The following is a 23675-nucleotide window of genomic DNA, read 5'->3' as shown; positions in this document are numbered from 1 at the left end:
TTTTAGACTTTCATCATAACAAGGTTTCATCCTAAAATGTTAGTGAAAAACCTTTTTATAAGTGTAACATACCTTCCTTGTACTCCTTATAACTCTCTTTGAATCATTTATGAACGGCTACAGCTTGTTTACCTAACTCTCTATAGCTTTTAAAAAACTGATCCACATTATAAGTGACAAAGCCTTTTAATGGGTCCATGACAACAACTTTATCACCTAAATGTCCTGTTAAAACAACAGCATGTAAGTTCATAAACGCTTCATGCTGTACTGTTTCACCTTCATAAATCCAACCCTTTTTTGGACTTTTTTTGGGCTTTGATAAATCCAATGTAACCCATGTCACAACTGGGACTCCCTCCCGAACAAGCTGTAAAATTTCGTCCTGCGTGGCACCACTCTTATTTGTCACTCGTAAGTCTGCCTTTTTATCTGCTAGTACTGCCTGTGCTGCTTTGACAATAGGAGCCGCAAAGACATACATACCGTGGGATTTATCACGAGGATTACCTGCAAAAGCCTGATTCGGATTTGGGCCATAGCGTTGTCCACCTTCAGCTCTAATTTTTTGCTTCGGTAAATAGTTATCAGCCATTTCTAGCTTCGTAACATTTAACCCATAATAATTTAATACAGCTGTTAATGATGTTATTTCACAGCCATGTGGTAATTCAGGATTTTGCATAACCACTGGTACATCCAGCTCTTGGTCGTCCCTTGAAAAATGTGTCTCTAATCGATAATACGGTTTTGTCGCATCATATGTAAAATTTTCGATTGTCGTATAACCATCGTTCTTTGTACTATTTTCAAGCGTAGTTGCAGCGATCGCATATTTGCGTCCCTCTATAAGTTTCGAAAATGTTGCTTCACCCTCTTCAGAGCCAATCGCATCCTCCACTATCTCACCTTTCTCTACATCTGTAGCAGTTATAAAAAGATTAGGTATGGGTGCACCACTATTAAACTCTACCGTTAGTACAGTTAATCCATTTTTTTGCGTATCCTGCTGAGAAAACGGATTACAACTCGAAAGTAGCATGACTATCATCATACCTATTAGTAAAAGGCGTTTATACCTCGTCCACAAGACAAATTCCGCTCCTATCTTGTTTGAAGACAATAACTTCAATTCTATTATTTCAATTTAACGCAGACTCTATTATACGCTAATTTCATAGACGTTCCTATTTTAACTTCTTGCCGCGATTGTCCAAACATCTAACTAAATAGAGGACCTCAGGTATGCAACCAAAAAATCACACACGGTGCACATCCGATTTAAGGTTTACTACATTTGCTACTTTCGAGTTTCATCAAACCGTTTTACTCATTTTAGGTTATGACGTACTAACTTTTGGACGTAATGTATGCTTCAAAACTTTACCCGAAGCATTACGTGGCAATTCCGTTAAAAATTCAATTTCATGTGGCACTTTATATTTGGCAAGCTGCGTTCGACAATAAGCCAGAATCGCCTCTTCATCGAAAGACTGGCTTTCCTTCAATACGACAAATGCTTTAGGGACTTCGCCATACACTTCATGAGGTAAACCTACAACGGCTGCCTCTAAAACTTCCGGCAGTTGATATAAAACTTCTTCAATCTCGATAGGATAAATATTTTCGCCACCTCGAATGATCATATCTTTTTTACGATCTACAATATAGAGGTATCCTTCTTCGTCAAATCGTCCTAAATCTCCTGAGTAGAGCCAGCCATCTTTTATTGTTCTAGCTGTTTCTTCAGGATTACGTAAATAACCTTTCATGACTTGGGGTCCTTTGACACAAATTTCTCCGACTTCGCCTGCTGGCACCGTTTCACCAAAGCTATCAACCACACGGACGTCTGTTTGTGCTAGTGGCTTTCCTACAGATCCAATTTTTGTCAATGCATCAGCATCTAAAAGAGAGGTGGCCGCAGGAGAATTTTCAGTTTGTCCATACAGGTTTTGTACTTTCACATTAGGGAATACCTCTTTCACTTGCTTAACAAGCTCATAAGGCATCGGTGCCGCCCCGTAACATAATAAACGTAAATTTTTAAATGTATGTTCCTTAAAGTTAGGTGTGTTTAAAATAATTGTATACATTGATGGAACGCCAAAGAAAATTGTGGCGGCTGTAGCAGCAAGCTGCTCTAATGTCTTGGTCGAAGAAAAAGCCTCTTCTATAATGATCGTACCGCCTTTATAAAACATCGGCATTGCAAATACATGAAGACCTGCACAATGAAATAATGGCGTACAAACAAACATTCTATCCTCATTGGTCATTCCCATTGATGACGACCATATTTTTGCAGTTGATACAACATTTTTATGTGTTAGCATTACTCCTTTTGGTTTTCCAGTCGTTCCAGAAGTATACATAACAACGGCTGTATCATGAGGGTCCAATTTGACAGCTTTTCTTTGACCTGGATAGTTTGTAATGATGTCTTTCATTTCTTTGAGCCCTACAATATGTTGAAATGAGAATGTAATAGTTGCAAGTATATCCTCTAACCTTTCATCATAAATAAGTCCCTTAGCTTCGGAATGATTAAAAATAAATTCGACCTCTGGAGCAGCTAGTTTTGTATTAATAGGCATGACAACATAGCCCGCTAACTGAACACCTATATAAGCGATTAAAAATAGATCCGAATTGAGTGTATAAAGTGCAATTACATCATCTTTTTCAAAACCTTGCTCTTGTAAGTACGCTGCGAATTTTTCTGCACTTTTGTAAAACTCGCTATAGTTTAGCTTTGTCCCATCGTATACCGTTGCAATCCCATTTGGTTGCTGCATAGCATAGTTTTGTAGAATGTCAGTCATTAACATCGTCATCATAAGCCCCCCAAATCTTTCATATTCATTACCATCACACCATGTGTAATTACTCCAAAAATTCAGAAAATTACAATTTTATTTTATCAATCTATGAAAATGTTGGCAATTTTTTTCTACACTAAAAGTACGCAACCGAAAGCGCAAGCCTAGAAAACACTCAGTTGGAACGGAAATCAACTCCACATATTGATGATGAAATGAACTATAACCAAATAAACTTATACATTTTACTTTTCTAACAATTTCTGTTAGGTGTATGATATTTATATAACTTCTTTCAGCAAATGAAAGCGCAGCGGCAGCTACAATTGTTTTGTGTAGCGAAAGCAGAGCGGCAGCTACAAATGGTTTGTGTAGCGAAAGCGGAGCGGCAGCTACAATGATGCCGAGGATAATTGATTTTAAGAAAGGCCTGATTATAATGCTGTATGCACTTTTAGGAGATTTACATTCTAATATAGAAGATACTAAGGCCGTTCTAGCCCATATTCAGCAATCTGCGAAAGATGCAAAGGTATTGGGATTAGGCGATTTATATGAATGTACTGTAAGTAAGAAAAAGGCTCAAACAATATCGGGTATACCACTACAAAAAGCTGCGATAATAGAAAATGATTTTGAAAATTTACTAACATTCCCCTCTATTCGTGGCAATCAGGAAGAACGCATTACACGTGTAACTGGTATCAAACGTTTTACAGAGCTACCTGAAACAATGGAGATTGATGGAGCAACACTGATGCATGGGCATCAATTTAAATGGAGTGTGACGTGGAAGCCTACATTTCCGCCATTCAAAAAATCGCTCCTTTTCTTTGGACATAGCCATGAATCAGGTCTTTATCATCGCAATAAAAAGTTACCTATTCGTATTCGCTTTGGCCAACCAATCGCATTACAAGAAAAACAATATGGCATCAATGTTGGATCCGTTGTTAATCACCGCGAGTGGTGTCTTTACGATAGTAATAAACGAACAATAACATTTATGTGTGCTCCTTCTGTTGAGAATGTTTAATTAACGTTGCTAAAAATACTCCGAGTCAAAAAAACGCTAAAATCGATTTCGATTCTAGCGTTTTTTCCTTTATAGTTTGTCAAACTAACAATTCTCGCAATCCTTTAATGCATCTAGTAATTTTTCCATATCGCAAATACGATCGCACATCGTTTGAATCATATTTCGAAGGATTGGTATTAATTCTTGGCAAATGCAGAACCTTAACACATTTTGCGCTAGTCGAACCCCTGCCTGATGGTGAACAATCATTGCTCGTAAAAAGTTTATATTAATATTATTGGAAACTGGCGGTAAACTCATTGCTTGGAACATAGCCCCAGTGATTTCTTTATAGGCACACATATATTCGTACAATTCACATTCCGAATTTTGTACGATACAACACCTATTTTGTATCGCTTCGAGGCATTCTACAGTCTCTGTAGTTGTTGCTATTATTTCTAATGCAAGATTTTGTACAGGTATATTAGTGGTGTATCGCAAAACATTTTCCGACAATCTAATAGCAGCTACTTGATGCGGCAATATTTGCTTGATAAAATTTTCTGAAATACTACATGTAATTGTCACATAGGTCATGCCTTGCATCATTTTATCGATAATCCTTTGGTTATCCTCTAAATAAGCCTTTGTAACATTACTAAGTACAATTGTTTTAGTCATTAGACACACTCCTTTCAGAGTAATATATGCCTGATAGGTTGTTATGCGGTAGACAATTGTACCAACTGATTTCTATTGTTCCGTAACAGCGAAAGAAGGTATTTTCAAGGCAAAACGATTAATCTTTTTGATATGTATCCAAGCATTTTTGACAAATACATTGCTCTTTAGTTACCGCTTCAAGAATTTCTTTAGGAAAACTTTCTGTCATACACCAGCAATCTTTTTTTCCATTTACTACACCGCAATGATTTTCTTCCCCACATAATGGACAACATTTCTCCTTCAAAATTCGTACACCTCCTTACATGTACTTTACATCTTAATAAATAAAAAGAGGAGTACTTCATTTCATACTCCCCTCAAATAGCTTATTGATTTTTTCCATGAATCTGTTGCTTTACTTCTTCGACATCTGTATCACTATATATTTCCGTACCAACCCCACCTCTTTGGGCTAGCAACTTTTTCACCTCATTGTAAGATAAACCACTTTCTGCATTTTGCCTTTTTACTTCATTAATATTTGTTCCAGCAGAAGTATACTGATTTTCGTTATGGTCTGTCATGCAAATACCTACCTTCTATAATTCATCCGGCTGCAATTCGATCAATTCATCGCCCTCACGCTCAACTCTTTTATTGAGCTCTCTAACTGGTATAGCATCAACTGTTTGCATATCTTCATGCAAATCAAAAAGACTTATAGTATCTGATTCAACCATGTCTGGCTTATCTTTACTGGCTAAGTTCATAAATATTTTTTTCTCATGTGGTATGTTTTCTATGTCCATCATTGCTCACTCCTTTACCTATAGTATGTGCAATGTTGGACAATTCATGCACCTTTCGTTTTCGAACTTTTATCGATGCGATGATGTTCAGATATTTGAATGACCCGAACATTTCTTGTATGCAGTTCATGATACATCCCTCTACTATCTGTAAAAGATATATACTGATCCCGTTCGCTTCGAACTAATGCCTCGGCCTTATCCTGTGATTCGATATGGATAAATCTCCTTATATAATGCATTTCATCAAAAAAATAAGTAATTTTAAATTCTTTCATAAAAAGCTCCTCGATTACTGGATTTGATTGGTTATTGCTTATCATATCCAACTAACCAAAAATCAATTATGTCTCGACAAAATTGCCAAAGGACGTGGCGTTTAGACACACTGAAGAAGTTAAAGGTATTTTCTACATCTACGGCATAACCTGTATTAAAGCAATTATTTTAGGCATCACCATAAAATGAGGTTGGGGCACTTTCCAGAGGACATCCAGTCTTCACGCTAATCACTTATGTAAAGGCATCTGTTATTCAATTTTGGTGGTGGTTCTTATTTTATAGGAGGTAAAAAATGTGATCCATACAGTTAAAGCGGGAGAAGCATTGGCCCAAATAGCAAGAAATTATCGTACGCCATTATCGTCTATAATGGCTGCGAATCCCGGGTTAGATCCGAATGTAATTTATATTGGACAACAAATTGTTATACCTGGATTTCCTAATCCAAATACGATTCCTTATAGAATAGATATTTCTACTGAAAATCGATGGCTACGGTTATATAAAGATAATATTCTTCAAAAGCAATACCCTATTGCAGTTGGTAGGATGTTACATGGTACACCCACTGGTAATTTTATAATTATTAATAAGGATCCAAATCCCGGTGGTCCGTTTGGGACAATGTGGATGAGTTTATCTAAAGAGCACTATGGTATTCACGGAACTAATAATCCTAGCTCTATTGGTCATGCCGTTTCACGTGGCTGTATCCGTATGCACAATAAGGATGTCGAAGAGCTTGCAAGCATTATCCCAATTGGCACTGGTGTTTTTATTCATCCCTAAAAATCAACATCCCATAATTCTGACTAAAGTTTTTTAGTTTATCGGAACAATATAAGATTTATCGGAATGTTTTCTAGTTTTATCGGAATAAGGCAACCTGAAAACCTCAGATTGCCTTCACTTTTTGCTAAGAATCCCTTTTAACCTTCGCCTCTAGATTGGGCAAGCTTCGATAAGTAGTATTGTTCCTCTCTCAGCATATGATCTGCCATTAGGGCTGTAAAAGTGCCTAATACCTCTGCACTTAGCTCCATCTCCTCTAACTCACGTAAAAAAATTTTGAATAACCCCATTTCTATATCCACATCACGATTAAAACGAGTTAATGCGGGGAATGAGCTTATATTTGAACGCAAATATCCTGTTAGCTCAACTGCTTTTAAATAAAATTGTTCAAAGTGTTGAGCAAAGGTAGTACTTTTCTGCCTCAATCTTCTTTCTACACCATCTAAATCGTCATGAATGATACCTGCATGTCCTGATGCATCTAACAACCAGAGTAAGTGATGATGTAGCTCATGAAAGATTGGTGGGACTTCCCCCTTCTTCAGATAACTAAGTACATTCTGATACTCCTCTAATTCATTCACCATATGATTAATAAAGGTAGGTGATAGATGAATATTAATATTTCCCGTTAATTGCTTTCTAAGGAGATAAAATTTAAATTGCTTTAGTTGTTCTACAGCTTCATCAACTGTAAGTGAAAAGGAAACCGCATTATTGGCATCTATCGAATTAACATAGGCAAGAAGCTGAGAAAATTGAAGAATAAATGAATTCGCTCTTTTAATATCCTCTGTTTCTGATGGATACAATGAATCATGAATAAATTGAGAATGGTCTTTCAGTATCCTTAACCAAAACTTATGTTCAAACACCGCATGTTGTAAGTAATTCGACAACCCGCAACATCCCCTTTATCTATACGTTCCTCTATTCTATTCTTATTGAAAACCTAATATTAATACTTAACCATCAAATATGCCTGTCGCTTTGCTTTCGCTACTAAAAACATTTGTAGCTGTCGCTTTGCTTTCGCTACTAAAAACATTTGCTGCAAGAAGTTACATTGTCTTTTCGTATAGGATGAAACGCTTAAAGCTATACTACATAATGCTGAAGGAACGAAACCAAATTTACCTAAAATCAGGAGGGAAAAGGCTTGTCCACAAAAGACAATACATTATCGATTTTCGCCTTAGGTGGCATTAATGAGATTGGCAAAAATATGTATGGAGTACAGTATGGCAATGAAATTTTAATTATCGACTGCGGGGCTAAGTTCCCAGACGAAAGCTTACTAGGTATCGATTTAATAATCCCTGATATTACGTATCTACTGGAAAATAAAGAAAAAATCAAAGCATTAATTGTGACACATGGTCATGAGGATCATATTGGCGGTATCCCTTATCTGTTAAAAAAAATAAATGTCCCTATTTATGCAACACGTTTTACCCTTGGATTAATCGAGCTAAAGCTAAAAGAACATAAACTTTTAAGAGAAACCGAATTAAAAGAAATTCATTCTGATTCATCTTTAAATTTCGGACAGGTAGATGTTAGTTTCTTTAGAACAAACCATAGTATACCTGATTGCTTAGGAATCGTTATAAATACACCTGAAGGAAATGTTGTCCACACAGGAGATTTTAAATTTGATTTAACACCTGTCAATAATCAGTTTGCAGATATTCATAAGATGGCTGATATAGGATCAGAAGGTGTGCTATTACTTATTTCTGAAAGTACGAATGCCGAACGACCAGGGTTAACTCCTTCTGAGAAGCTTGTAGGTAATCATATCGAAGATGCATTTTTACATGCCGAGCGTAAAATCGTTATCTCTACATTTGCTTCTAATGTTAATCGCATACAGCAAATTGTAAATGCAGCGATTACTACAAATAGAAAGCTTGCTTTACTTGGCCGTAGTATGGTGAATGTTGTAGATGTTGCACTTGAACGAGGCTATTTAAATATTCCAGAGGATATGTTAATAGATGCACGTGAAGTAAAATATCTTCCACCAGAAGACGTGGTTGTACTTTGTACCGGTAGTCAGGGTGAGCCATTAGCTGCACTCTCTCGCTTGGCAAATGGAAATCATCGCGAAGTCAAAATTTTACCAGATGACACAGTTATTTTAGCTTCATCCCCTATTCCAGGGAATGAAAAGGGTGTATCACGGATTGTTGATAATTTGTTCCAGCTAGGTGCAAAGGTTATATATGGCTCGGCTAGTCATACAGGTATGCACGTTTCAGGTCATGGCTACCAAGAAGATTTAAAACTAATGCTAACGCTAATGAAGCCTAAATTTTTCATTCCGATTCACGGTGAATTCCGTATGTTACATCAGCATCGTTTGCTAGCTGAGTCCGTTGGTGTTAAACGAGGGCATACGTTTATTATGAAAAATGGGGATGTTGTTGATATTGAAAATTCAATGGCTAGACAAACACGTAAAATCCCTTCAGGTGATACTTATGTCGACGGTATCGGTATCGGAGAAGTCGAAGGAATTGTCTTACGAGATCGCAAACAGCTGTCAGAAGACGGTATGCTTGTTATCGTTATCACACTTAATAAAATAGATGGTGCTTTTATTTCAGAGCCAGATACTATTTCCCGAGGCTTTGTTTATGCCAAAGACTTTGAGGACCTTTTAACTAAAGTAAATATTCTAGTCAAAGAGACGGTACATGAACTTCAGGAAGAGAGTAAGCAGCCAATCCATGTCTTAAAAAGAGAAATAAAAAGGGCTGTTGGTCAATACCTATTTACACAAACAAAACGAAAACCAATGATTTTACCAATCATTATCGAAATTTAAAAAAGTCGGTGTACTAGGGGTTACCTTTACACCGACTACATTATTTTACCCTGCATTAATCTTGAAAATTTTATGTAACAGATCATTGTAAAGATACTGAGCCTGACTAAACCCATTTTGTAAACTTTCCGAGTGATTGTCTATTTGATTCGAGAGATTTTCAAAATGCTGCGGTAACCCCTCTACTGCTGTCATCAAAGACGCTCTCTTTTTTAATAAGAGCTGAATCGTATTTAAAACTTGCGCCACATGATGTTGGATATCAATCATCGGAAGATCCATGGATATATGGTACAAATGATGCCATTCTTTATTTGTTTGATACCATCTAAGGAAGTGCAATAAATAATCACTAAAAATAATTGTTTCATCCGGAATAATAGCGATGACATCATTTGCAATACATACTTCAGTTTCGCATTGATAGATATATTTATTTGTTTCCTTCAAATTAGCTTTCGTAAGAATGATGGTTTTAGCCGGTACTGGTGCACACTTAAAATGTTTTTTAAATGTAATATTAACTTTTGGTAATTGTTCAATATCACCATTTAGCATTAGCTTTTTTAAATTTTCTGCTGTAATTAGGGGTACTCCGACGTTTGTAAAATACTTTTTCTTCGGTACTATTTTCCCCTCTTCTATTTTAGCAACCTCATCTAATCGATAACGCTTTACCATGCCTGAATCCTCCAATCCTTAACTTAATTAGCTATACCTTACTGAAGAATCATCAACGCTTTTTTACATAAGTCTTTTCTCTTAATAAACTCTCTACCAAACATTGTACCATTTTACCGTAACTTTATCTCTATTATACCACTATAATGGTATAGGCATTTTCAATGTTTTTCACTAGTTTTTTACATAGAGGTGAATTATATGTCAGACTTTTTAAAGCTAGTAGGCGAACAACTCCGTATTATTAGGGTTTCCAAGGGGCTTAGTCAGGAAGAAGTAGCAGAAAAAACGGGGAAGCTAGGTTTTAGTAAAGGACGAATCTCAAACATTGAACACGGGCAATCTAATATTACATTAAGCACTCTAGAAACTCTGATGAAAGCATTAGATATTGCACCCGAGGAGCTTTTTAATTTTCAAAAATTATCTGGTGTTACTGATATTGAAGAAAAGAACCTTATGCTTGACATACATCGATCAGTATTAAGGGAGCGCAATTTAGACGAGGTGAAATACGTAGTACGCATTACGAATGATTTTTTAAATACTATTGATTCACAATCAAAGAAAAACAGCTCCAATGGTCAGTAACGTTGGCGCTGTTTTTGATGATTAGCTACAAACATATAAAAAATCCATTTAGTCTATAACCAAATGGATCTTTCTATTACATGCCAAATTTTTGACGATAACCACATTTTCTACATAGCTCTTCGACTGCTTCTCTACGTGAAAATCCGTCGACAATATTATTTGCACGTTCTCCTTGAACAATATCTGTGAAGGATGTCTCGTTCACATTCCCTAAATTTATAACGCCCTCGCCATCAAGACAGCATGGCACTACTGTACCGTCCACTAAAATAGCGGCTTGGCTTCTCAGTGCATGGCAAAAGCCTTTGCCTTCATCCTCAGGTTCCAGTAAGCTTGGCCATTTGAATTCATGATCCTGATTTAAATAAACATTATTAGCGATCTTTACACCTTTACCAGGCTGCACTTTTTCTTCGATGCGATAATCAAGATTATATTCATTTTCTAGAATTTCAAGCGTTTCACGATTTCTTCGTGCCGCAATATCTGTCACATGATCCTTTTGTAAATTCCATAAACGATAGGAAATAATTGTATTATATTCTTTTGAATCACGCACAAAGTCTAATATATCCCCTAAATATTTCTCACGATTTTCCGATCCCTCATGACCATCGAAACTGTGCAAAGAAAAATTGATTTGGCGTAATGCCGGTTTCCCTAGTATCTTGTCACGATTCTTTTTAATCAGTGTACCGTTCGTTGTAATGTTAACTTTAAAGCCTTTCTCATGAGCCGCGTCAAGCAGCTGATCAATACGTGGGTGTAATAGTGGCTCCCCTTTAACATGCAAATAAATATATTTCGTATGAGGACGTATTTCATCCAATATTTTATTAAACTGTTCTACTTTAATAAGTCCCTTTGCACGAGCAGTTGGCGGACAAAAACTACATGCTAAATTACAAACACTCGTTATTTCTATATAAACCTTTTTAAATGTTCTCAACGTTGATTCACCGTTCCAGTTCTTCTTATATTCAAATCCTATTCATTTTAACAAATTTTGCGATAAGGAACATTTTTTCAGTCTCCTTCCCTTCAAATTATTTATACATTTTAGGGCTACATAAACAAGTAAGCTAGAGAAAAATTAATAACTTAGTAGTATTGCTGAAATGAAGGAGGTGAAAACGATGCCTGATAAAGAACCCTCAAAGGAACCATCTAAAAATCATTTTATTATCAATCTTACTTTTAATATTGGCAATAAAGAAATCCACTTTGAACAAAGGGCTGGAGGTAAAGGGCAAATAAATAAAGATGTAGGTACTAATGCCAACGAAGGAGGCCAAAATGCCATAAACGGGAGAAGCGGTATTACAGGTGACAATAATGACGAAGTTGGCGGACAACAAGGAATAAAAGTAAGAGACAGTGACACCCCTTTATCTTCGAATCATAGTGAAAGTAGTGAAGATGAAAATGAGTTCTCTCCATTGTTAGATGAAGAAAACGCATAAAGTTTATTTGGGCGCAGCATCATAATATCTGTAGCGAAAGCGAAGCGACAGCAAAACGCCCAGCCTGAACGGAAATCACCCCCACATTATGGCGATGAACCTTTATGTAATACTATCAAAAATTAAAACTTCTATCTGCTGGAATATTTCAACCCAACAGATAGAAGTTTTTTTGATTTGGATTATCCACCTAGGAATCACGCCTCACATATTCCGTTTATAATTTTTGGTACCATCATATGAATAAAGCATTGGTTTTCCATCCACATATGTTTCTAAATGAACAGGACGACCCCATAGCTGATAAATATATGGCAAAACATTTTCTAAATAGTGCGGATCAAGCTCCATCCCTTCATATCCATGAACTAAATAAAGCTCTCCGTTACGAAGGTAATCTCCATTTTTAACGACGATATATGGGAAACCTCCGTTTACGCGCATTGATACGAGCTGATCTCGTACCATTTCATGCTCCTTGTCTGTAATACGGTATTCATTTCCCTTTTTCTGGAATAAATAAAGGTCCTCTCGTTTTGCTAAATCCTTCGTTAAATAGTTACGGATAAAGGATATATCCGACTCAATCTCCCTTACCTCGAACATTTTCTCTCGACCTGAGTTCGGTTGAACACCTAGCTTCCTCATCTCCTCTGTCGGATGATTATAGCGGTTTTCTATATCCTCGAAAATTTTCACACCAAGGTAATAAGGATTAATAGTTGTCTTTGAAGGCTGCACAACACCTGCATTTAATTTCGCGTATTCAATTGTTTCCGCTGTCGTTAACTTAAGCTCACGCATAATGCGTTGATGCCAAAAGGAAGCCCAACCCTCATTCATAATTTTTGTCTCTAGTTGTGGCCAAAAATAAAGCATTTCCTCACGCATCATTGTTAAAATATCTCGCTGCCAGTCCTCCAGCTCGCGACTATGTTCCTCTAAAAATAGCAGCAAATCTTTTTCGGGCTTTGGCGGGAAGTTCTTTATTTTTCGCCTTACCGATTTATACTCCGTTTCCTTATCATCTAATCTCCATAGATCATCATACGGTGATCTTGCTTGAGGCATATCTTCTTCATGTTCATCCTCCGTATTCCAAGACAATTTAGGCCGTAAAAGAGATGGATCGATATGCTCCTGAATCGCTAAAACCGCATCTAAAAACTGTTCGACCTCATCCTTTCCATATTCTCTTTCATAGCCAGCAATCCGTTCAGCTGTTGCAGTCATACTCTCCACCATATCTCTCCTAGTATTGGAGAAGCGTACATTATTTTTAAAGAAATCACAGTGCGCCAATACATGCGCAATAATTAATTTATTTTGTGTTAACGTATTTGTATCAAGTAAAAATGCATAGCACGGGTTTGAGTTTATCACTAGCTCATAGATTTGACTTAACCCTAAATCATATTGAAGCTTCATTTTGTGAAATTGTTTACCGAAGCTCCAATGTGAAAATCGAGTAGGCATACCATATGCGCCAAATGTATAAATAATATCTGCCGGACATATTTCATAGCGCATTGGAAAAAAATCTAAGCCAAAGCTTGAGGCAATTTCTGTAATTTCATCAATCGCTCGTTCAAGCTCGTTCATCTCCACTTTTCCGTCCCCTCCCTTGAACATGATTTACGTTTCACTTTTTTTGAAAAAGCTCTTTAAGGCATCGTACACATCACCTTTTTTTCTCAAAATATGATATCTAAATTTAGGGTCATCTATTTTTTTGTAAGTGTACATAAGTGTAGAGAAGCGGTTATGCTGATTGACCTCACCGTATCCAAACATGCTCGATACTTCCATTAACTCTGCCACTAGCTTCAAGCACTTTTCATTATCCATTGATATATTTTCACCATCTGAAAAATGTACAGGATAAATATTATAGCGAGCAGGATTATACTTTTCGTGAACTAGTTCCAATGCCTTTTTATAAGCAGATGAACAAATCGTTCCACCACTTTCTCCCTTCGTGAAAAACTCCTCTTCTGTCACTACCTTTGCCTCGGTATGATGCGCAATAAACTCAATTTCCACTGTTTCATACTTAGAGCGCAAAAATTTAGTCATCCAAAAGAAGAAGCTCCTTGCGCAATATTTTTCGAAGGAGCCCATCGAGCCACTTGTATCCATCATGGCAAGGACCACTGCCTTCGACTCCGGTTTTTCTACTTCATCCCACGTTTTAAAACGTAGATCATCATTATGAATTGGCGTAATTTCTGCTTTTCCTTGCATAGCGTTACGCTTTAGCGCATTGAGAATTGTGCGCTTTTTATCCACATTTCCCATTAAACCTTTTTTCCGAATATCGTTAAACTCAATTTTTTCCGTCTTAATATCCGCTTTTTCTTTTTGCTGTAAGTTTGGAAGCTCAAGCTCGTTAAATAACACATTTTGAACCTCTTCGATGCTTACTTCAGCTTCATAATAATCATGACCTGGCTTGTCACCAGCTTCTTTTCCTTTACCATTAGCCTGATTGCCTTTGCTGGCATCGCGCGCAACTACATCACCTACATTACTGTCTCCTTGACCTTGGCCAACATGCTTGGAATTATCATAGTTATATCGAATTTTATATTCATCAAGTGAACGAATAGGTATTTTAATTACCTCGCGACCATTGGACATGACAATACTTTCTTCACTAACTAAATCAGGTAAATTATTCTTAATAGCATCTTTTACTTTTTCCATATGCCGTTGCTGATCTTGGTGCCCTTTACGATGGAGGGACCAATTTTCCTGAGAAATGGCAAAGCGTTTATTTTCGTTTTCAGTCATTTTTATCCTCACCCATCTATCAAATTCGCTTTTTTCTATACTATGCTGGTGATTCACTTTCATGAACTATCAATTATGCCTCAGCATCATTCCGTAACATCCGCCGGAGGCTTTAGGCCAACGTGATGTTACTTGCAAAAAAGTTAAAATGAAGATAAAAGGAGTGCCCTAAAATGGGACACTCCTATTCATTCCTATCAATAGTCTTATAGTTTCCACTGAATAGGTCAGTCAAAGTCATTAACGATTTAACAGACTACCTACATACTGCAATAACTCATTAGCAGAAGTTGTATTATAGCCATGCTCATCAACAAGTCTCGCCACAACCTCATTAATCTTCTTAAGCTGTGACTCATCCGGCATTTTTGAGGATGTTGTAATTTTTACGACATCCTTAAGATCCGCAAATAGTTTCTTCTGTATGGCTTCTCGTAATCTTTCATGAGAATTATAATCAAAACGCTTCCCTTTTCGAGCATAAGCAGAGATACGAATTAATATCTCCTCTCGGAATGCTTTTTTCGCATTTTCCGAAATGCCAATTTGCTCCTCAATAGAGCGCATTAATTTTTCATCAGGATTCATTTCCTCACCAGTCAATGGATCGAAGATTTTATTTTTATTACAAAACGCTTCTACATTATCAAGATAATTATTCATCAATGTTTTTGCAGACTCTTCATACGAATAAACGAATGCTTTTTGCACTTCATTTTTGGCAATTTCATCATACTCTCTTCGAGCAACTGCAATATAGTTCATATATTTTTCTCGATCTTCCTGAGAAATGGAAGCGTGCTGGTCAAGCCCATCCTTAAGTGCACGCAGAACATCTAACGCATTGATAGATGGTACCTCTTTTCGGATAATAGCAGAAGAAATACGATTAATAATATACCGTGGATCAATACCGTTCATGCCTTCGTTCGGAAACTCTTTTTTAAGCTCCTCTAAGTCAACGGAATTAAATCCCTCCACATTTTCTCCGTCGTACAGTCTCATTTTTTTAATAAGATCCACACCTTGTTTTTTCGGTACTTCAAGTCTTGTTAGAACCGAAAAGATTGCTGCGGCCTTCAATGCATGCGGCGCAATATGAACATGTGACATATCGCTTTCTTTAATCATTTTTTCGTAAATCAATTCTTCCTGACTTACTTTTAAGTTATACGGAATCGGCATGACAATAATTCGTGAATGTAACGCCTCATTCTTTTTATTTGAAATAAATGAACGATACTCTGTTTCGTTCGTATGCGCAACAATTAACTCATCTGCACTAATTAATGCAAACCTACCTGCTTTAAAATTTCCTTCCTGCGTTAAAGATAATAAATTCCACAAGAATTTCTCATCGAGCTTTAACATTTCTTGGAATTCCATCATACCCCTATTTGCCTTATTTAGTTCACCGTCAAAACGATAAGCACGAGGGTCAGATTCAGAACCAAATTCTCCAATTGTTGAGAAATCAATACTACCTGTTAAGTCAGCAATATCCTGCGATTTTGGATCTGATGGCGTAAATGTTCCTATACCCACACGTTTGTCTTCAGAAAAAGTAATACGTTCAATCATTACATTTTCGATACGTCCGTCGTACTCCTTTTCAAGACGCATCGTATTTAAAGGCGATAAGCTTCCTTCAATTCGTATACCATACTCCTCATAAAATTCATTACGTAAATGATGCGGAATTAAATGTAAGGGATCCTCATGCATTGGACATCCCTTAATGGCGAAAACTGCGCCTTCATCTGTTCTCGAAAATTGCTCGAGTCCACGTTTCAACAAGGTCACTATTGTTGATTTACCACCACTTACTGGTCCCATTAATAACAAAATACGTTTTCTAACATCCAATCTTCGCGCTGCTGGATGGAAATATTCCTCCACCAGTCTTTCAATTGCTGTTTCAAGCCCAAAAATTTCCTGACCGAAAAATTTATACATTTTTTGCCCATCGCGTTCCTCTACACCAGCACTTTTTACCATATTGTAGACGCGTGAATGGGCTGTTTGAGCAACTTCAGGTCTTTCCTTGATGATGTTTAAATAATCTGCAAATGTTCCTTCCCACTTCAGCCGATTTTCTTCTTCGCGATAGCTTTTCACTTTATCTAAAATGTTGATAGCCTTCCCTCCATTCAGGGCTTGATTTATAACATAGTATGAAGGAAAAGACATTATGATACCCATTACTTTTTCTTTGTCAAAGTTTCTTCTTATATTGCCTATATTTTTTTTGCTGAACGAAAGAATGAATTGAAACATTATTCATTTCGACTGGCATTTTATTGGCACATCACCAAAAGTTTGGGATGACATTTATTAAAACATTTGCTATGTATATAAGTTGATTGGAGTGGAGGATGGGCGACTCTTCGGGGATTAGCGTCACAGATGAGACCCTGGAGCGAGCACATAGAGGAACGAAGGCTAAGAGCATCACATCCTGTGATAACGCCTTCGTGACCAACATCCCGCTGTTGCTGTCGCTACGCTTTCGCACAAACAAAACCCTCTGCTGCCGCTGCGTTAACACTACGCTTTCGCGCAAAAAACATCTGTTGGCCCAAGCGGCTCATCGGACGCCCCCAGGAAGCTTTGCTCTGTGCGAAAGCGAAGCGTCAGCTACAATGTTTTATCTGTAGCGAAAGCGAAGCGTCAGCTACAATGTTTTATCTGCGCGAAAGCGAAGCGTCAGCGGCAAAGCGCCCAGCCGGAACGGAAATCAACCACACGCTATGAGCCAGGTTTTTTTACAAAAATTGCTCATTTCTACATCTTTGTATTCCCACAAAAAGTACTGAATGAAGATAAAAAATTCGGTTATTCTAACGTTAGAAAGGAGGTCCATTATTGAATCGCCATTTTTTATTCCTTTTCTCATGGATGCTATTTTGGAGTTTTACTCTCCCCACTTTTGCTTTTGCAAAAGAAGAACCCAATCAAGAAGAAATTGTGCAGCAACGTATGGCCTATTACGTACAATTTGACGAATTACTCATTCCATGGCATTTCTTAGCAGCCATTGACCAATATGAACGCAATTTACAATCAGTTCGTAAAGATATTCCGAAAAGGGATGGTATTATCGCCATTCAATTTTCTGATGAATATTGGTCAGGTGCTTTAAATCCTGTACGAGATGATACCCGCCCAGAAACAATTAGTTACTTTGGCGGAATGGGACTAGACGGCAATGGTGATGGAGTTGCCAGCCCAAAGGATGATGCCGATACCATATTCTCCATGGCTACTTTTTTAAGTAAATTTGGAACGACAGATGAGGACTTTAAATTAGCTTTATGGGAGTATTACGGGAGTGAACAAGCCGTAAATCAAATCTTCACCATTTCCAAAATGTATAGTCATTTCAAAACAACTGAGCTCGATAATCACACATTCCCAATCCCTACTAATTACGATTACAGTTATCGGAGCACATGGGGTGACAATCGGGGCTGGGGTGGACGCCGTATTCACGAAGGGACAGATATTTTCGCTAGCTATGGTACTCCAGTACTTTCTACTTCTTACGGAATAGTCGAAATAAAGGGCTGGAACCAATTTGGTGGTTGGCGCATAGGAATTCGAGATAACCATAACTCATATCATTATTATGCCCATCTTGGTAGTTATAATAAGAAGATTAAAGTAGGAGACCTTGTCGAACCTGGAACTGTTCTCGGTTATGTTGGTAGCTCTGGCTACGGAAAAGAAGGAACGTCAGGAAAATTCCCACCTCATCTTCACTATGGAATATACAAGTTCAATGGACGTACAGAATGGGCATTTGATCCATATCCATCATTACTACAATGGGAGCGAATAGCTAAAAAAGAAAAAAAATAAAATTCGGAGCGCTTGGTGCAGCAAGTGCTTTTTCTCATTAAGTAGGAAAAAATACATAAATGTATTAAAAAAACTCCATAATTACACTGTAGACATATATTTTTAACTACCTATCTCATGAACACGAAAATGTTATTGTACTAAAAAAAACCATTTTTCATTTTTCCATTAAAAGGGCTTATTTATATAAAGATTTAGTTATAAAATAATATTTGTACTATAACAATTTATTTTGCAAAAACCATTTAGCAAAGGGTGGGAAAAGATGAAAGGTTTTTTTCAGTTTAAAACACTTAAAGCTCGAATATTAAGTGCATTTATTCTTTTATTAGTATTAGTTGTTTGTTTTACAACCTTTACTTACATTTCTAATAATAAGATGGAAAAACAAGCAGAAAGTTTAGTGCAAGAAGATTTACTTGTCTTAACTGCTAGTAAAAATTTAGCTATGTCAATGAGTGTTCGTCTCTCTGCAGCTTTAAGTTATGTCGTATCTGGTGAAGAAAAATACATAGAAACGTTTAATGAATATCGTCAAGTTGCTGAGGAAAACAATAGTATTGTGGAGAAATACGAAAATACACCTGAGCGTGCGGCGCTAGTAGAAATGGCACGCACATGGAGTAATCGCGTGAATACCGAAGTATTCGATGTTTATAAAAAAGGGGATAAACAATTAGCATTAAAAAATTTAACAGCTATCAATAATCTTGTAACCGACGTGCGTGTTGGTTATGAAGAATTAGCCAATAAACGCTCAGATGCCATTACTCAAGTAGGAGATGACGTAGTATCAACAAGTTTAAACAATAAAATAGTTGGACTGATTGTTAGCATTGTATTGACAATCGCAGGTGTCTTAATCGCTATTGTCACTGCTAGAGATATTTCTAAGCCTATTACCATCGTTTCAACGCGTATGAATGAATTAGCGGACGGTAATTTGCAACATGAACTACTTCCAATAACTCATCGTGATGAGATTGGTCAATTAATGCGTTCCGCCAATGAAATGAATGAAAAATTAAAGCAAACCATAAGCTCCATCCATACGGTTTCTCAAACAGTAGCAGCTAGTAGTGAAGAGCTAGCCCAATCTTCTAATGAGGTACAGTCAGGCACAGAACAAATTACCGTGACAATGCAGGAGCTAGCCTCAGGCACAGAAACACAAGCATCTACAGCAGGTGATTTAGCCGAAACAATGGCTTCTTTCCAGCGCAGTATCCATGAAACAACACAGGAAGGTATTGAATTAAAAGAGCATTCAAGTCATGTACAAGAACTAACAACAACAGGTAAAGACTTAATGAAACAATCAACACAACAAATGACTACTATAAATGAGATCGTTTTAGATTCAGTGAAAAAAGTAGAAGGCTTAAATAGGCAGTCTGCTGAAATTACCAAGCTAGTTTCTGTCATTGATGATATTTCAAATCAAACAAATTTACTTGCCTTAAATGCTGCCATCGAAGCAGCTCGCGCAGGAGAACATGGTAAAGGTTTTGCAGTTGTAGCTGATGAAGTTCGTAAGCTTGCCGAACAAGTACAATTCTCTGTCACTGATATTTCAACAATCGTCAACCGCATACAAGGTGAAACTAGCAATGTAACAACCGCTCTACAATCCGGGTATAATGAAGTAAAAAGAGGAACAGCACAACTAAATCAAACAAATGAAACATTCGACCAAATTTCGGATGCAGTTGCAGAAATGATTCTTAACATAAATACCATTTCAAGCAATATAAATAAAGTAGCTCAAAATTCACAGTCTATCAATACCTCTGTTGATGAAATGGCTTCTATTTCTCAAGAGTCTGCAGCTGGTGTAGAACAAACAACAGCAACTGTAGAGGAAACTGCCGCTACGATGGAGGAAATTTCAAGAAGTGCAAATCAGCTTGCTAGTATGGCGGAAGAGCTAAATATCCAATTACAGCAATTTAAAATTTAAATTAGGATTCTTAATTTGGAGAACGTGAATGTGTTGAGTCTCTAACGGAGTTCTTTGGTACCCCGACCGGTTTGGAGTTGAGCGGATCACTTTTTGAGCTTACCCGAGCAGTTTGGAGTCAGAGCGGATCACTTCTTTGGCTTACCCGAGCACTTTGAGAAGATACCGGATCACTTCTTTGGTTCACCCGAGCACTTTGGTTCACTACCTGAGCGTTTAGAATCTCTACCTAAAAAGCTATCTCGATATTAATTCGAGATAGCTTTCTTACTACATATTCGTTTATTGCCACTGTCTAATTGGCACCCTTTCAAGCTCATAACGTTTTATAATAACACTGATCTTCTGAAACCATTCCTCACATGACTCTAGCGCCTCTTGATACTCATCTTCTTCTCTTGATAAAGGCTCATCGCTATCCAGAAAAACATATTCTAGAATAGGATCAGATAAGTTATCCGCTACAATTTTTAACGTCAATTGAGACACAGTGTTATACTCAGGGTCCTTTTCATCGTATTCGTATTCCTCTTCTTCTATATCCAGTTCTTCTCCAAGTAATGAGCCACTTATTAAAGTATTGCTAGTCCTAGCAATATACATTTCGTCCTCTACTATAGCAACTTCATATATTTTATTGAATGGAATTTCTTTTTTTATCAAATCTTCTTCTAAATCTTCTCTACTTACGAGAAAAAGTTTATTTGTAGGTTCATTTAATAATAAAGCATTTAAACAATCATTTGAGATGATGCAATGTGTATGAGGAATTGCCTTAAGCTCCTCCTCACTTGCCTCTTTCATTGCATTAAATAGATTGTTATAGATATATTGTTCTTTTACAAATCGAATAATCCCTGCGATTAAAAGTCCTAAACCAATGATAAAAAAAACTTTACTAAAAATAGCAGATTCGAATGACTTTGCTAGTAATAAATAGATTATCCCTAGAAAGAAAAGAAAAAAGGTTTTCATCCATATCCCACCCTCAAAAAGATCATCGATAGAATGATTTCATTCATGTTAATAGCAATTTTATTCTAATAATTATCTTTTCATTCTTAAATTTTGTGGGAATTATTTGTGTTTTTAGCGTCTACTTCAAACTTTGAAACGGACTTTTCTAGTTCTTCTGCCATTTTGTTCAGTTGTAAAACAGAATGGAGGATATCTTGATTGTAACTTTCTTGCTCCATCGTACGCTCTACAACATTTTCTGTTGCCTTTGCAGCCTTATTAGCAAGCATCGTTGTTTCCATAACGCCTGCTGTAATCTCCTCAGAAAATGCGGACATTTCTTCTGAGGTTACAGAAACTTGTTTGGTGTGAGATACTACACCCTGAATAGAGTGGAGAATACTTTCAAATGATTTTCCAGCTTCTTCAACAGCCTGTAAACCGTCTTCTACATTTTCTGTTACTACATTCATAGTTTGCACCGTTAAGCTTGTATCCTCATTTATTTGGGAGATCAAATTGGATATGCTATTCGCCGATTTTTCTGATTGCTCCGCGAGCTTTCTTACTTCTTCAGCTACTACGGCAAAGCCCTTTCCAGATTCGCCAGCTCTAGCCGCTTCAATTGCAGCATTTAAAGCAAGTAGATTCGTTTGTGTAGCAATTTCACGAATCATATTGATAATAAGTGATACTTCATTTGATTGATTCTCTAGTTTTTTAATAGCATTTGCAGATAATTGGACGGAATCATTAATAATATTCATTTGCTGAATTACTTTTTCAATGTTCCCATTTCCAAGCTCTACGTTTTGTAAGCTAATAGATGATAATTGAGATACATTGGAAGAAGCCTCGGCAATATGTTGAATACCCTCCGACATTTGCTCTAATGTAGCAGAGCTTTCCTCTGCGCTTTTATACTGTGCATGTGCTCCAGCCGACACTTCTTGGATGGAGGCAGAAATATGACTAATCGCCTCATTTGCCTGTTCACTACTTCTTGCTACTCCGTTCGTCGTATCGATTAACTGCTTAGAGCTAGAATTGATTCCAATAATAATTTTTTGTAAATCTAGCACCATTTGTTGGAATGCATTTGTTAAAGCGCCGATTTCATCTTTTCGATCTGTTTCTATTTTTATCGTTAAATCTCCATTGCCAACTTGTTTTACTTGCGATGTTAAATTTCTTATTGGCTTCGTTAAATAATCTGTGAAGAAATAAACAATACAGATGCCTACTATTAGTACAATTAGCGTAATCAATATGATTTTCATTTGATTAGCATTCATATCTGCATAAACTTCTGTGGCATCTAAATCTGCCCCTAGTAATCCTACTACTTCGCCAGCATCATTTTTTATTGGCGCGTAGATGGCAAGTACAGCTCCGTATTGTGAATCATTTGAAAGCTGAAATTGTATTTGCCCTGTTTCAAATACTTGCTTCATTTTAGGGTAAGAATCTGGTGAGTCCTCTTGATTACCAATCGTTTCATCATCATTCGGTACACTATCTATCATATAGTAGTAGTCATATCCCTCACCATTTTGTATGCGAGTCATCGTATACAAACTAGATACTTTATGAAGCTCTTTAACAGTGCTCAATTCTTTTTGTAACTCATAGTAATAGTCATCTTTTTTGCCACCGATTTCTAATTTTTGATAGCCATTACTATCTATCTTTGAGATTGCCTGATCAATCATATTTACATTTTGCTGACCAACTGTCTTTTTTACCAGCTCCAATGATGAACGATAAATAAAAAAGCTAATCAGTAAACACGAGATAACAAGTAAAATAGAAAATACCATTAACATTTTAATTTTTAAGCTACTTCTCATCGTAAAACTCCCCAAAGTTATTTTTTATTTTCTATGTGAATGCTTACTGCAAAACATCAATGATGCCACTGTCTAATTGCGCCTAAAGGTGAGAGGCTTCTGTAACTTCCGTTGCAAATTTCTAGCTGTCGCTACTGAAAACATTTGTAGCTGACGCTCCGCTTTCGCTACAGAAACCCATTGCTGAAAGAAGTTGAAATTTTAGTAACAATAAATTTTACAACATTCCCACTAGTACAATGTTGGTATTTTCTAAATATCGATTTTTATTTGCCAAAACTAGCTAAA

Annotated in this window: 23 protein-coding genes; 8 read left to right on the top strand and 15 right to left on the bottom strand. The window is 36.8% G+C overall.

The window, feature by feature from the left end; genetic code table 11:
• Window positions 1–103: 103 nt before the first annotated feature.
• Window positions 104–1090, bottom strand: coding sequence for a C39 family peptidase (locus MOK21_RS18905; RefSeq protein ID WP_249075504.1), 987 nt, complete (start codon window positions 1088–1090; stop codon window positions 104–106).
• A 250-nt stretch (window positions 1091–1340) separates the two neighbouring features.
• Complete coding sequence (locus tag MOK21_RS18900; RefSeq protein WP_249075503.1) at window positions 1341–2837, bottom strand: class I adenylate-forming enzyme family protein; 1497 nt, start codon at window positions 2835–2837, stop codon at window positions 1341–1343.
• Between the two features lie 424 nt (window positions 2838–3261).
• On the opposite strand from MOK21_RS18900, the gene MOK21_RS18895 reads away from it, so the two are divergent.
• Complete coding sequence (locus MOK21_RS18895; RefSeq protein WP_249075550.1) at window positions 3262–3858, top strand: metallophosphoesterase family protein; 597 nt, start codon at window positions 3262–3264, stop codon at window positions 3856–3858.
• A gap of 84 nt (window positions 3859–3942) precedes the next feature.
• Here MOK21_RS18895 and MOK21_RS18890 read toward each other — a convergent pair whose 3' ends face one another.
• From MOK21_RS18890 to MOK21_RS18870, 5 genes are all read right to left on the bottom strand, one after another.
• A complete protein-coding gene (locus MOK21_RS18890) occupies window positions 3943–4524 on the bottom strand; it encodes a DUF305 domain-containing protein (protein ID WP_249075502.1) in 582 nt (193 codons plus the stop codon).
• 118 nt (window positions 4525–4642) lie between these two features.
• Window positions 4643–4813 (bottom strand): cysteine-rich CWC family protein, encoded by a 171-nt coding sequence (locus MOK21_RS18885; protein WP_249075501.1) that lies wholly within the window; start codon window positions 4811–4813, stop codon window positions 4643–4645.
• 82 nt (window positions 4814–4895) lie between these two features.
• Window positions 4896–5093, bottom strand: a complete 198-nt coding sequence (locus MOK21_RS18880) for a gamma-type small acid-soluble spore protein (RefSeq protein ID WP_249075500.1) — start codon at window positions 5091–5093, stop codon at window positions 4896–4898.
• A 15-nt stretch (window positions 5094–5108) separates the two neighbouring features.
• Window positions 5109–5321, bottom strand: coding sequence for a hypothetical protein (locus MOK21_RS18875; protein ID WP_249075499.1), 213 nt, complete (start codon window positions 5319–5321; stop codon window positions 5109–5111).
• 41 nt (window positions 5322–5362) lie between these two features.
• Window positions 5363–5596 carry a hypothetical protein gene (locus MOK21_RS18870; RefSeq protein ID WP_249075498.1) on the bottom strand — a complete coding sequence of 78 codons (234 nt, stop codon included), beginning with the start codon at window positions 5594–5596 and terminating at the stop codon, window positions 5363–5365.
• Between the two features lie 298 nt (window positions 5597–5894).
• Here MOK21_RS18870 and MOK21_RS18865 point away from each other — a divergent pair, with 298 nt between their 5' ends.
• Entirely contained in the window at window positions 5895–6389 is a 495-nt protein-coding gene (locus MOK21_RS18865) for a L,D-transpeptidase family protein (protein WP_249075497.1), read from the top strand.
• Window positions 6390–6529: 140 nt separating this feature from the next.
• Here the strand turns inward: MOK21_RS18865 and MOK21_RS18860 are convergent, their stop codons facing one another.
• A complete protein-coding gene (locus MOK21_RS18860) occupies window positions 6530–7294 on the bottom strand; it encodes a DUF2935 domain-containing protein (RefSeq protein ID WP_249075496.1) in 765 nt (254 codons plus the stop codon).
• 260 nt (window positions 7295–7554) lie between these two features.
• Here MOK21_RS18860 and MOK21_RS18855 point away from each other — a divergent pair, with 260 nt between their 5' ends.
• Window positions 7555–9228 (top strand): ribonuclease J, encoded by a 1674-nt coding sequence (locus MOK21_RS18855; protein WP_249075495.1) that lies wholly within the window; start codon window positions 7555–7557, stop codon window positions 9226–9228.
• Window positions 9229–9273: 45 nt separating this feature from the next.
• Here MOK21_RS18855 and MOK21_RS18850 read toward each other — a convergent pair whose 3' ends face one another.
• Window positions 9274–9909, bottom strand: a complete 636-nt coding sequence (locus MOK21_RS18850) for a restriction endonuclease subunit S (RefSeq protein ID WP_249075494.1) — start codon at window positions 9907–9909, stop codon at window positions 9274–9276.
• Between the two features lie 201 nt (window positions 9910–10110).
• On the opposite strand from MOK21_RS18850, the gene MOK21_RS18845 reads away from it, so the two are divergent.
• Window positions 10111–10500, top strand: coding sequence for a helix-turn-helix domain-containing protein (locus MOK21_RS18845; protein WP_249075493.1), 390 nt, complete (start codon window positions 10111–10113; stop codon window positions 10498–10500).
• Window positions 10501–10576: 76 nt separating this feature from the next.
• Here MOK21_RS18845 and MOK21_RS18840 read toward each other — a convergent pair whose 3' ends face one another.
• Complete coding sequence (locus MOK21_RS18840; RefSeq protein ID WP_249075492.1) at window positions 10577–11452, bottom strand: radical SAM/SPASM domain-containing protein; 876 nt, start codon at window positions 11450–11452, stop codon at window positions 10577–10579.
• A gap of 187 nt (window positions 11453–11639) precedes the next feature.
• Between MOK21_RS18840 and MOK21_RS18835 the strand changes: the two genes are divergently transcribed.
• The gene (locus tag MOK21_RS18835) at window positions 11640–11966 is read left to right on the top strand and encodes a hypothetical protein (protein WP_249075491.1); all 327 of its coding nucleotides are present in this window, start codon (window positions 11640–11642) and stop codon (window positions 11964–11966) included.
• 204 nt (window positions 11967–12170) lie between these two features.
• On the opposite strand, the gene MOK21_RS18830 is transcribed toward MOK21_RS18835, so the two are convergent.
• The 3 genes from MOK21_RS18830 to MOK21_RS18820 all read right to left on the bottom strand — a co-directional run bounded on the left by MOK21_RS18830 (window position 12171) and on the right by MOK21_RS18820 (window position 16895).
• Window positions 12171–13568, bottom strand: a complete 1398-nt coding sequence (locus tag MOK21_RS18830) for a SpoVR family protein (RefSeq protein WP_249075549.1) — start codon at window positions 13566–13568, stop codon at window positions 12171–12173.
• Window positions 13569–13601: 33 nt separating this feature from the next.
• Entirely contained in the window at window positions 13602–14759 is a 1158-nt protein-coding gene (gene yhbH / locus MOK21_RS18825; RefSeq protein WP_249075490.1) for a sporulation protein YhbH, read from the bottom strand.
• Window positions 14760–14999: 240 nt separating this feature from the next.
• Complete coding sequence (locus MOK21_RS18820; RefSeq protein ID WP_249075548.1) at window positions 15000–16895, bottom strand: PrkA family serine protein kinase; 1896 nt, start codon at window positions 16893–16895, stop codon at window positions 15000–15002.
• A gap of 481 nt (window positions 16896–17376) precedes the next feature.
• On the opposite strand from MOK21_RS18820, the gene MOK21_RS18815 reads away from it, so the two are divergent.
• The 3 genes from MOK21_RS18815 to MOK21_RS18805 all read left to right on the top strand — a co-directional run bounded on the left by MOK21_RS18815 (window position 17377) and on the right by MOK21_RS18805 (window position 20580).
• Window positions 17377–17628 (top strand): hypothetical protein, encoded by a 252-nt coding sequence (locus MOK21_RS18815; RefSeq protein ID WP_249075489.1) that lies wholly within the window; start codon window positions 17377–17379, stop codon window positions 17626–17628.
• Window positions 17625–18620: a M23 family metallopeptidase gene (locus tag MOK21_RS18810; RefSeq protein ID WP_249075488.1), complete on the top strand. Its 996-nt coding sequence runs from the start codon at window positions 17625–17627 to the stop codon at window positions 18618–18620. Before MOK21_RS18815 ends, MOK21_RS18810 begins: the two co-directional genes overlap by 4 nt.
• 265 nt (window positions 18621–18885) lie before the next feature.
• On the top strand, window positions 18886–20580 hold the full coding sequence (locus MOK21_RS18805) for a methyl-accepting chemotaxis protein (RefSeq protein WP_249075487.1): 1695 nt from the start codon (window positions 18886–18888) through the stop codon (window positions 20578–20580).
• Between the two features lie 282 nt (window positions 20581–20862).
• Here MOK21_RS18805 and MOK21_RS18800 read toward each other — a convergent pair whose 3' ends face one another.
• Window positions 20863–21555, bottom strand: coding sequence for a hypothetical protein (locus MOK21_RS18800; RefSeq protein ID WP_249075486.1), 693 nt, complete (start codon window positions 21553–21555; stop codon window positions 20863–20865).
• Window positions 21556–21641: 86 nt separating this feature from the next.
• Entirely contained in the window at window positions 21642–23387 is a 1746-nt protein-coding gene (locus MOK21_RS18795) for a methyl-accepting chemotaxis protein (protein WP_249075485.1), read from the bottom strand.
• Window positions 23388–23675: the final 288 nt, after the last annotated feature.

Source organism: Lysinibacillus sp. BPa_S21, from assembly GCF_023337795.1.
Classification (GTDB): domain Bacteria; phylum Bacillota; class Bacilli; order Bacillales_A; family Planococcaceae; genus Lysinibacillus.
The sequence above is the reverse complement of the archived record's forward strand: the minus strand, read 5'-3'. Positions and strand labels throughout refer to the sequence as shown.

Coding starts and splice junctions, on each gene's coding strand:
- MOK21_RS18830 (WP_249075549.1), bottom strand. CDS start 13,568: ATGAACGAGCTTGAACGAGCGATTGATGAAATTACAGAAATTGCCTCA.
- MOK21_RS18890 (WP_249075502.1), bottom strand. CDS start 4,524: ATGACTAAAACAATTGTACTTAGTAATGTTACAAAGGCTTATTTAGAG.
- MOK21_RS18900 (WP_249075503.1), bottom strand. CDS start 2,837: ATGACGATGTTAATGACTGACATTCTACAAAACTATGCTATGCAGCAA.
- MOK21_RS18895 (WP_249075550.1), top strand. CDS start 3,262: ATGCTGTATGCACTTTTAGGAGATTTACATTCTAATATAGAAGATACT.
- yhbH (WP_249075490.1), bottom strand. CDS start 14,759: ATGACTGAAAACGAAAATAAACGCTTTGCCATTTCTCAGGAAAATTGG.
- MOK21_RS18875 (WP_249075499.1), bottom strand. CDS start 5,321: ATGATGGACATAGAAAACATACCACATGAGAAAAAAATATTTATGAAC.
- MOK21_RS18845 (WP_249075493.1), top strand. CDS start 10,111: ATGTCAGACTTTTTAAAGCTAGTAGGCGAACAACTCCGTATTATTAGG.
- MOK21_RS18880 (WP_249075500.1), bottom strand. CDS start 5,093: ATGACAGACCATAACGAAAATCAGTATACTTCTGCTGGAACAAATATT.
- MOK21_RS18870 (WP_249075498.1), bottom strand. CDS start 5,596: ATGAAAGAATTTAAAATTACTTATTTTTTTGATGAAATGCATTATATA.
- MOK21_RS18835 (WP_249075491.1), top strand. CDS start 11,640: ATGCCTGATAAAGAACCCTCAAAGGAACCATCTAAAAATCATTTTATT.
- MOK21_RS18850 (WP_249075494.1), bottom strand. CDS start 9,909: ATGGTAAAGCGTTATCGATTAGATGAGGTTGCTAAAATAGAAGAGGGG.
- MOK21_RS18805 (WP_249075487.1), top strand. CDS start 18,886: ATGAAAGGTTTTTTTCAGTTTAAAACACTTAAAGCTCGAATATTAAGT.
- MOK21_RS18800 (WP_249075486.1), bottom strand. CDS start 21,555: ATGAAAACCTTTTTTCTTTTCTTTCTAGGGATAATCTATTTATTACTA.
- MOK21_RS18795 (WP_249075485.1), bottom strand. CDS start 23,387: ATGAGAAGTAGCTTAAAAATTAAAATGTTAATGGTATTTTCTATTTTA.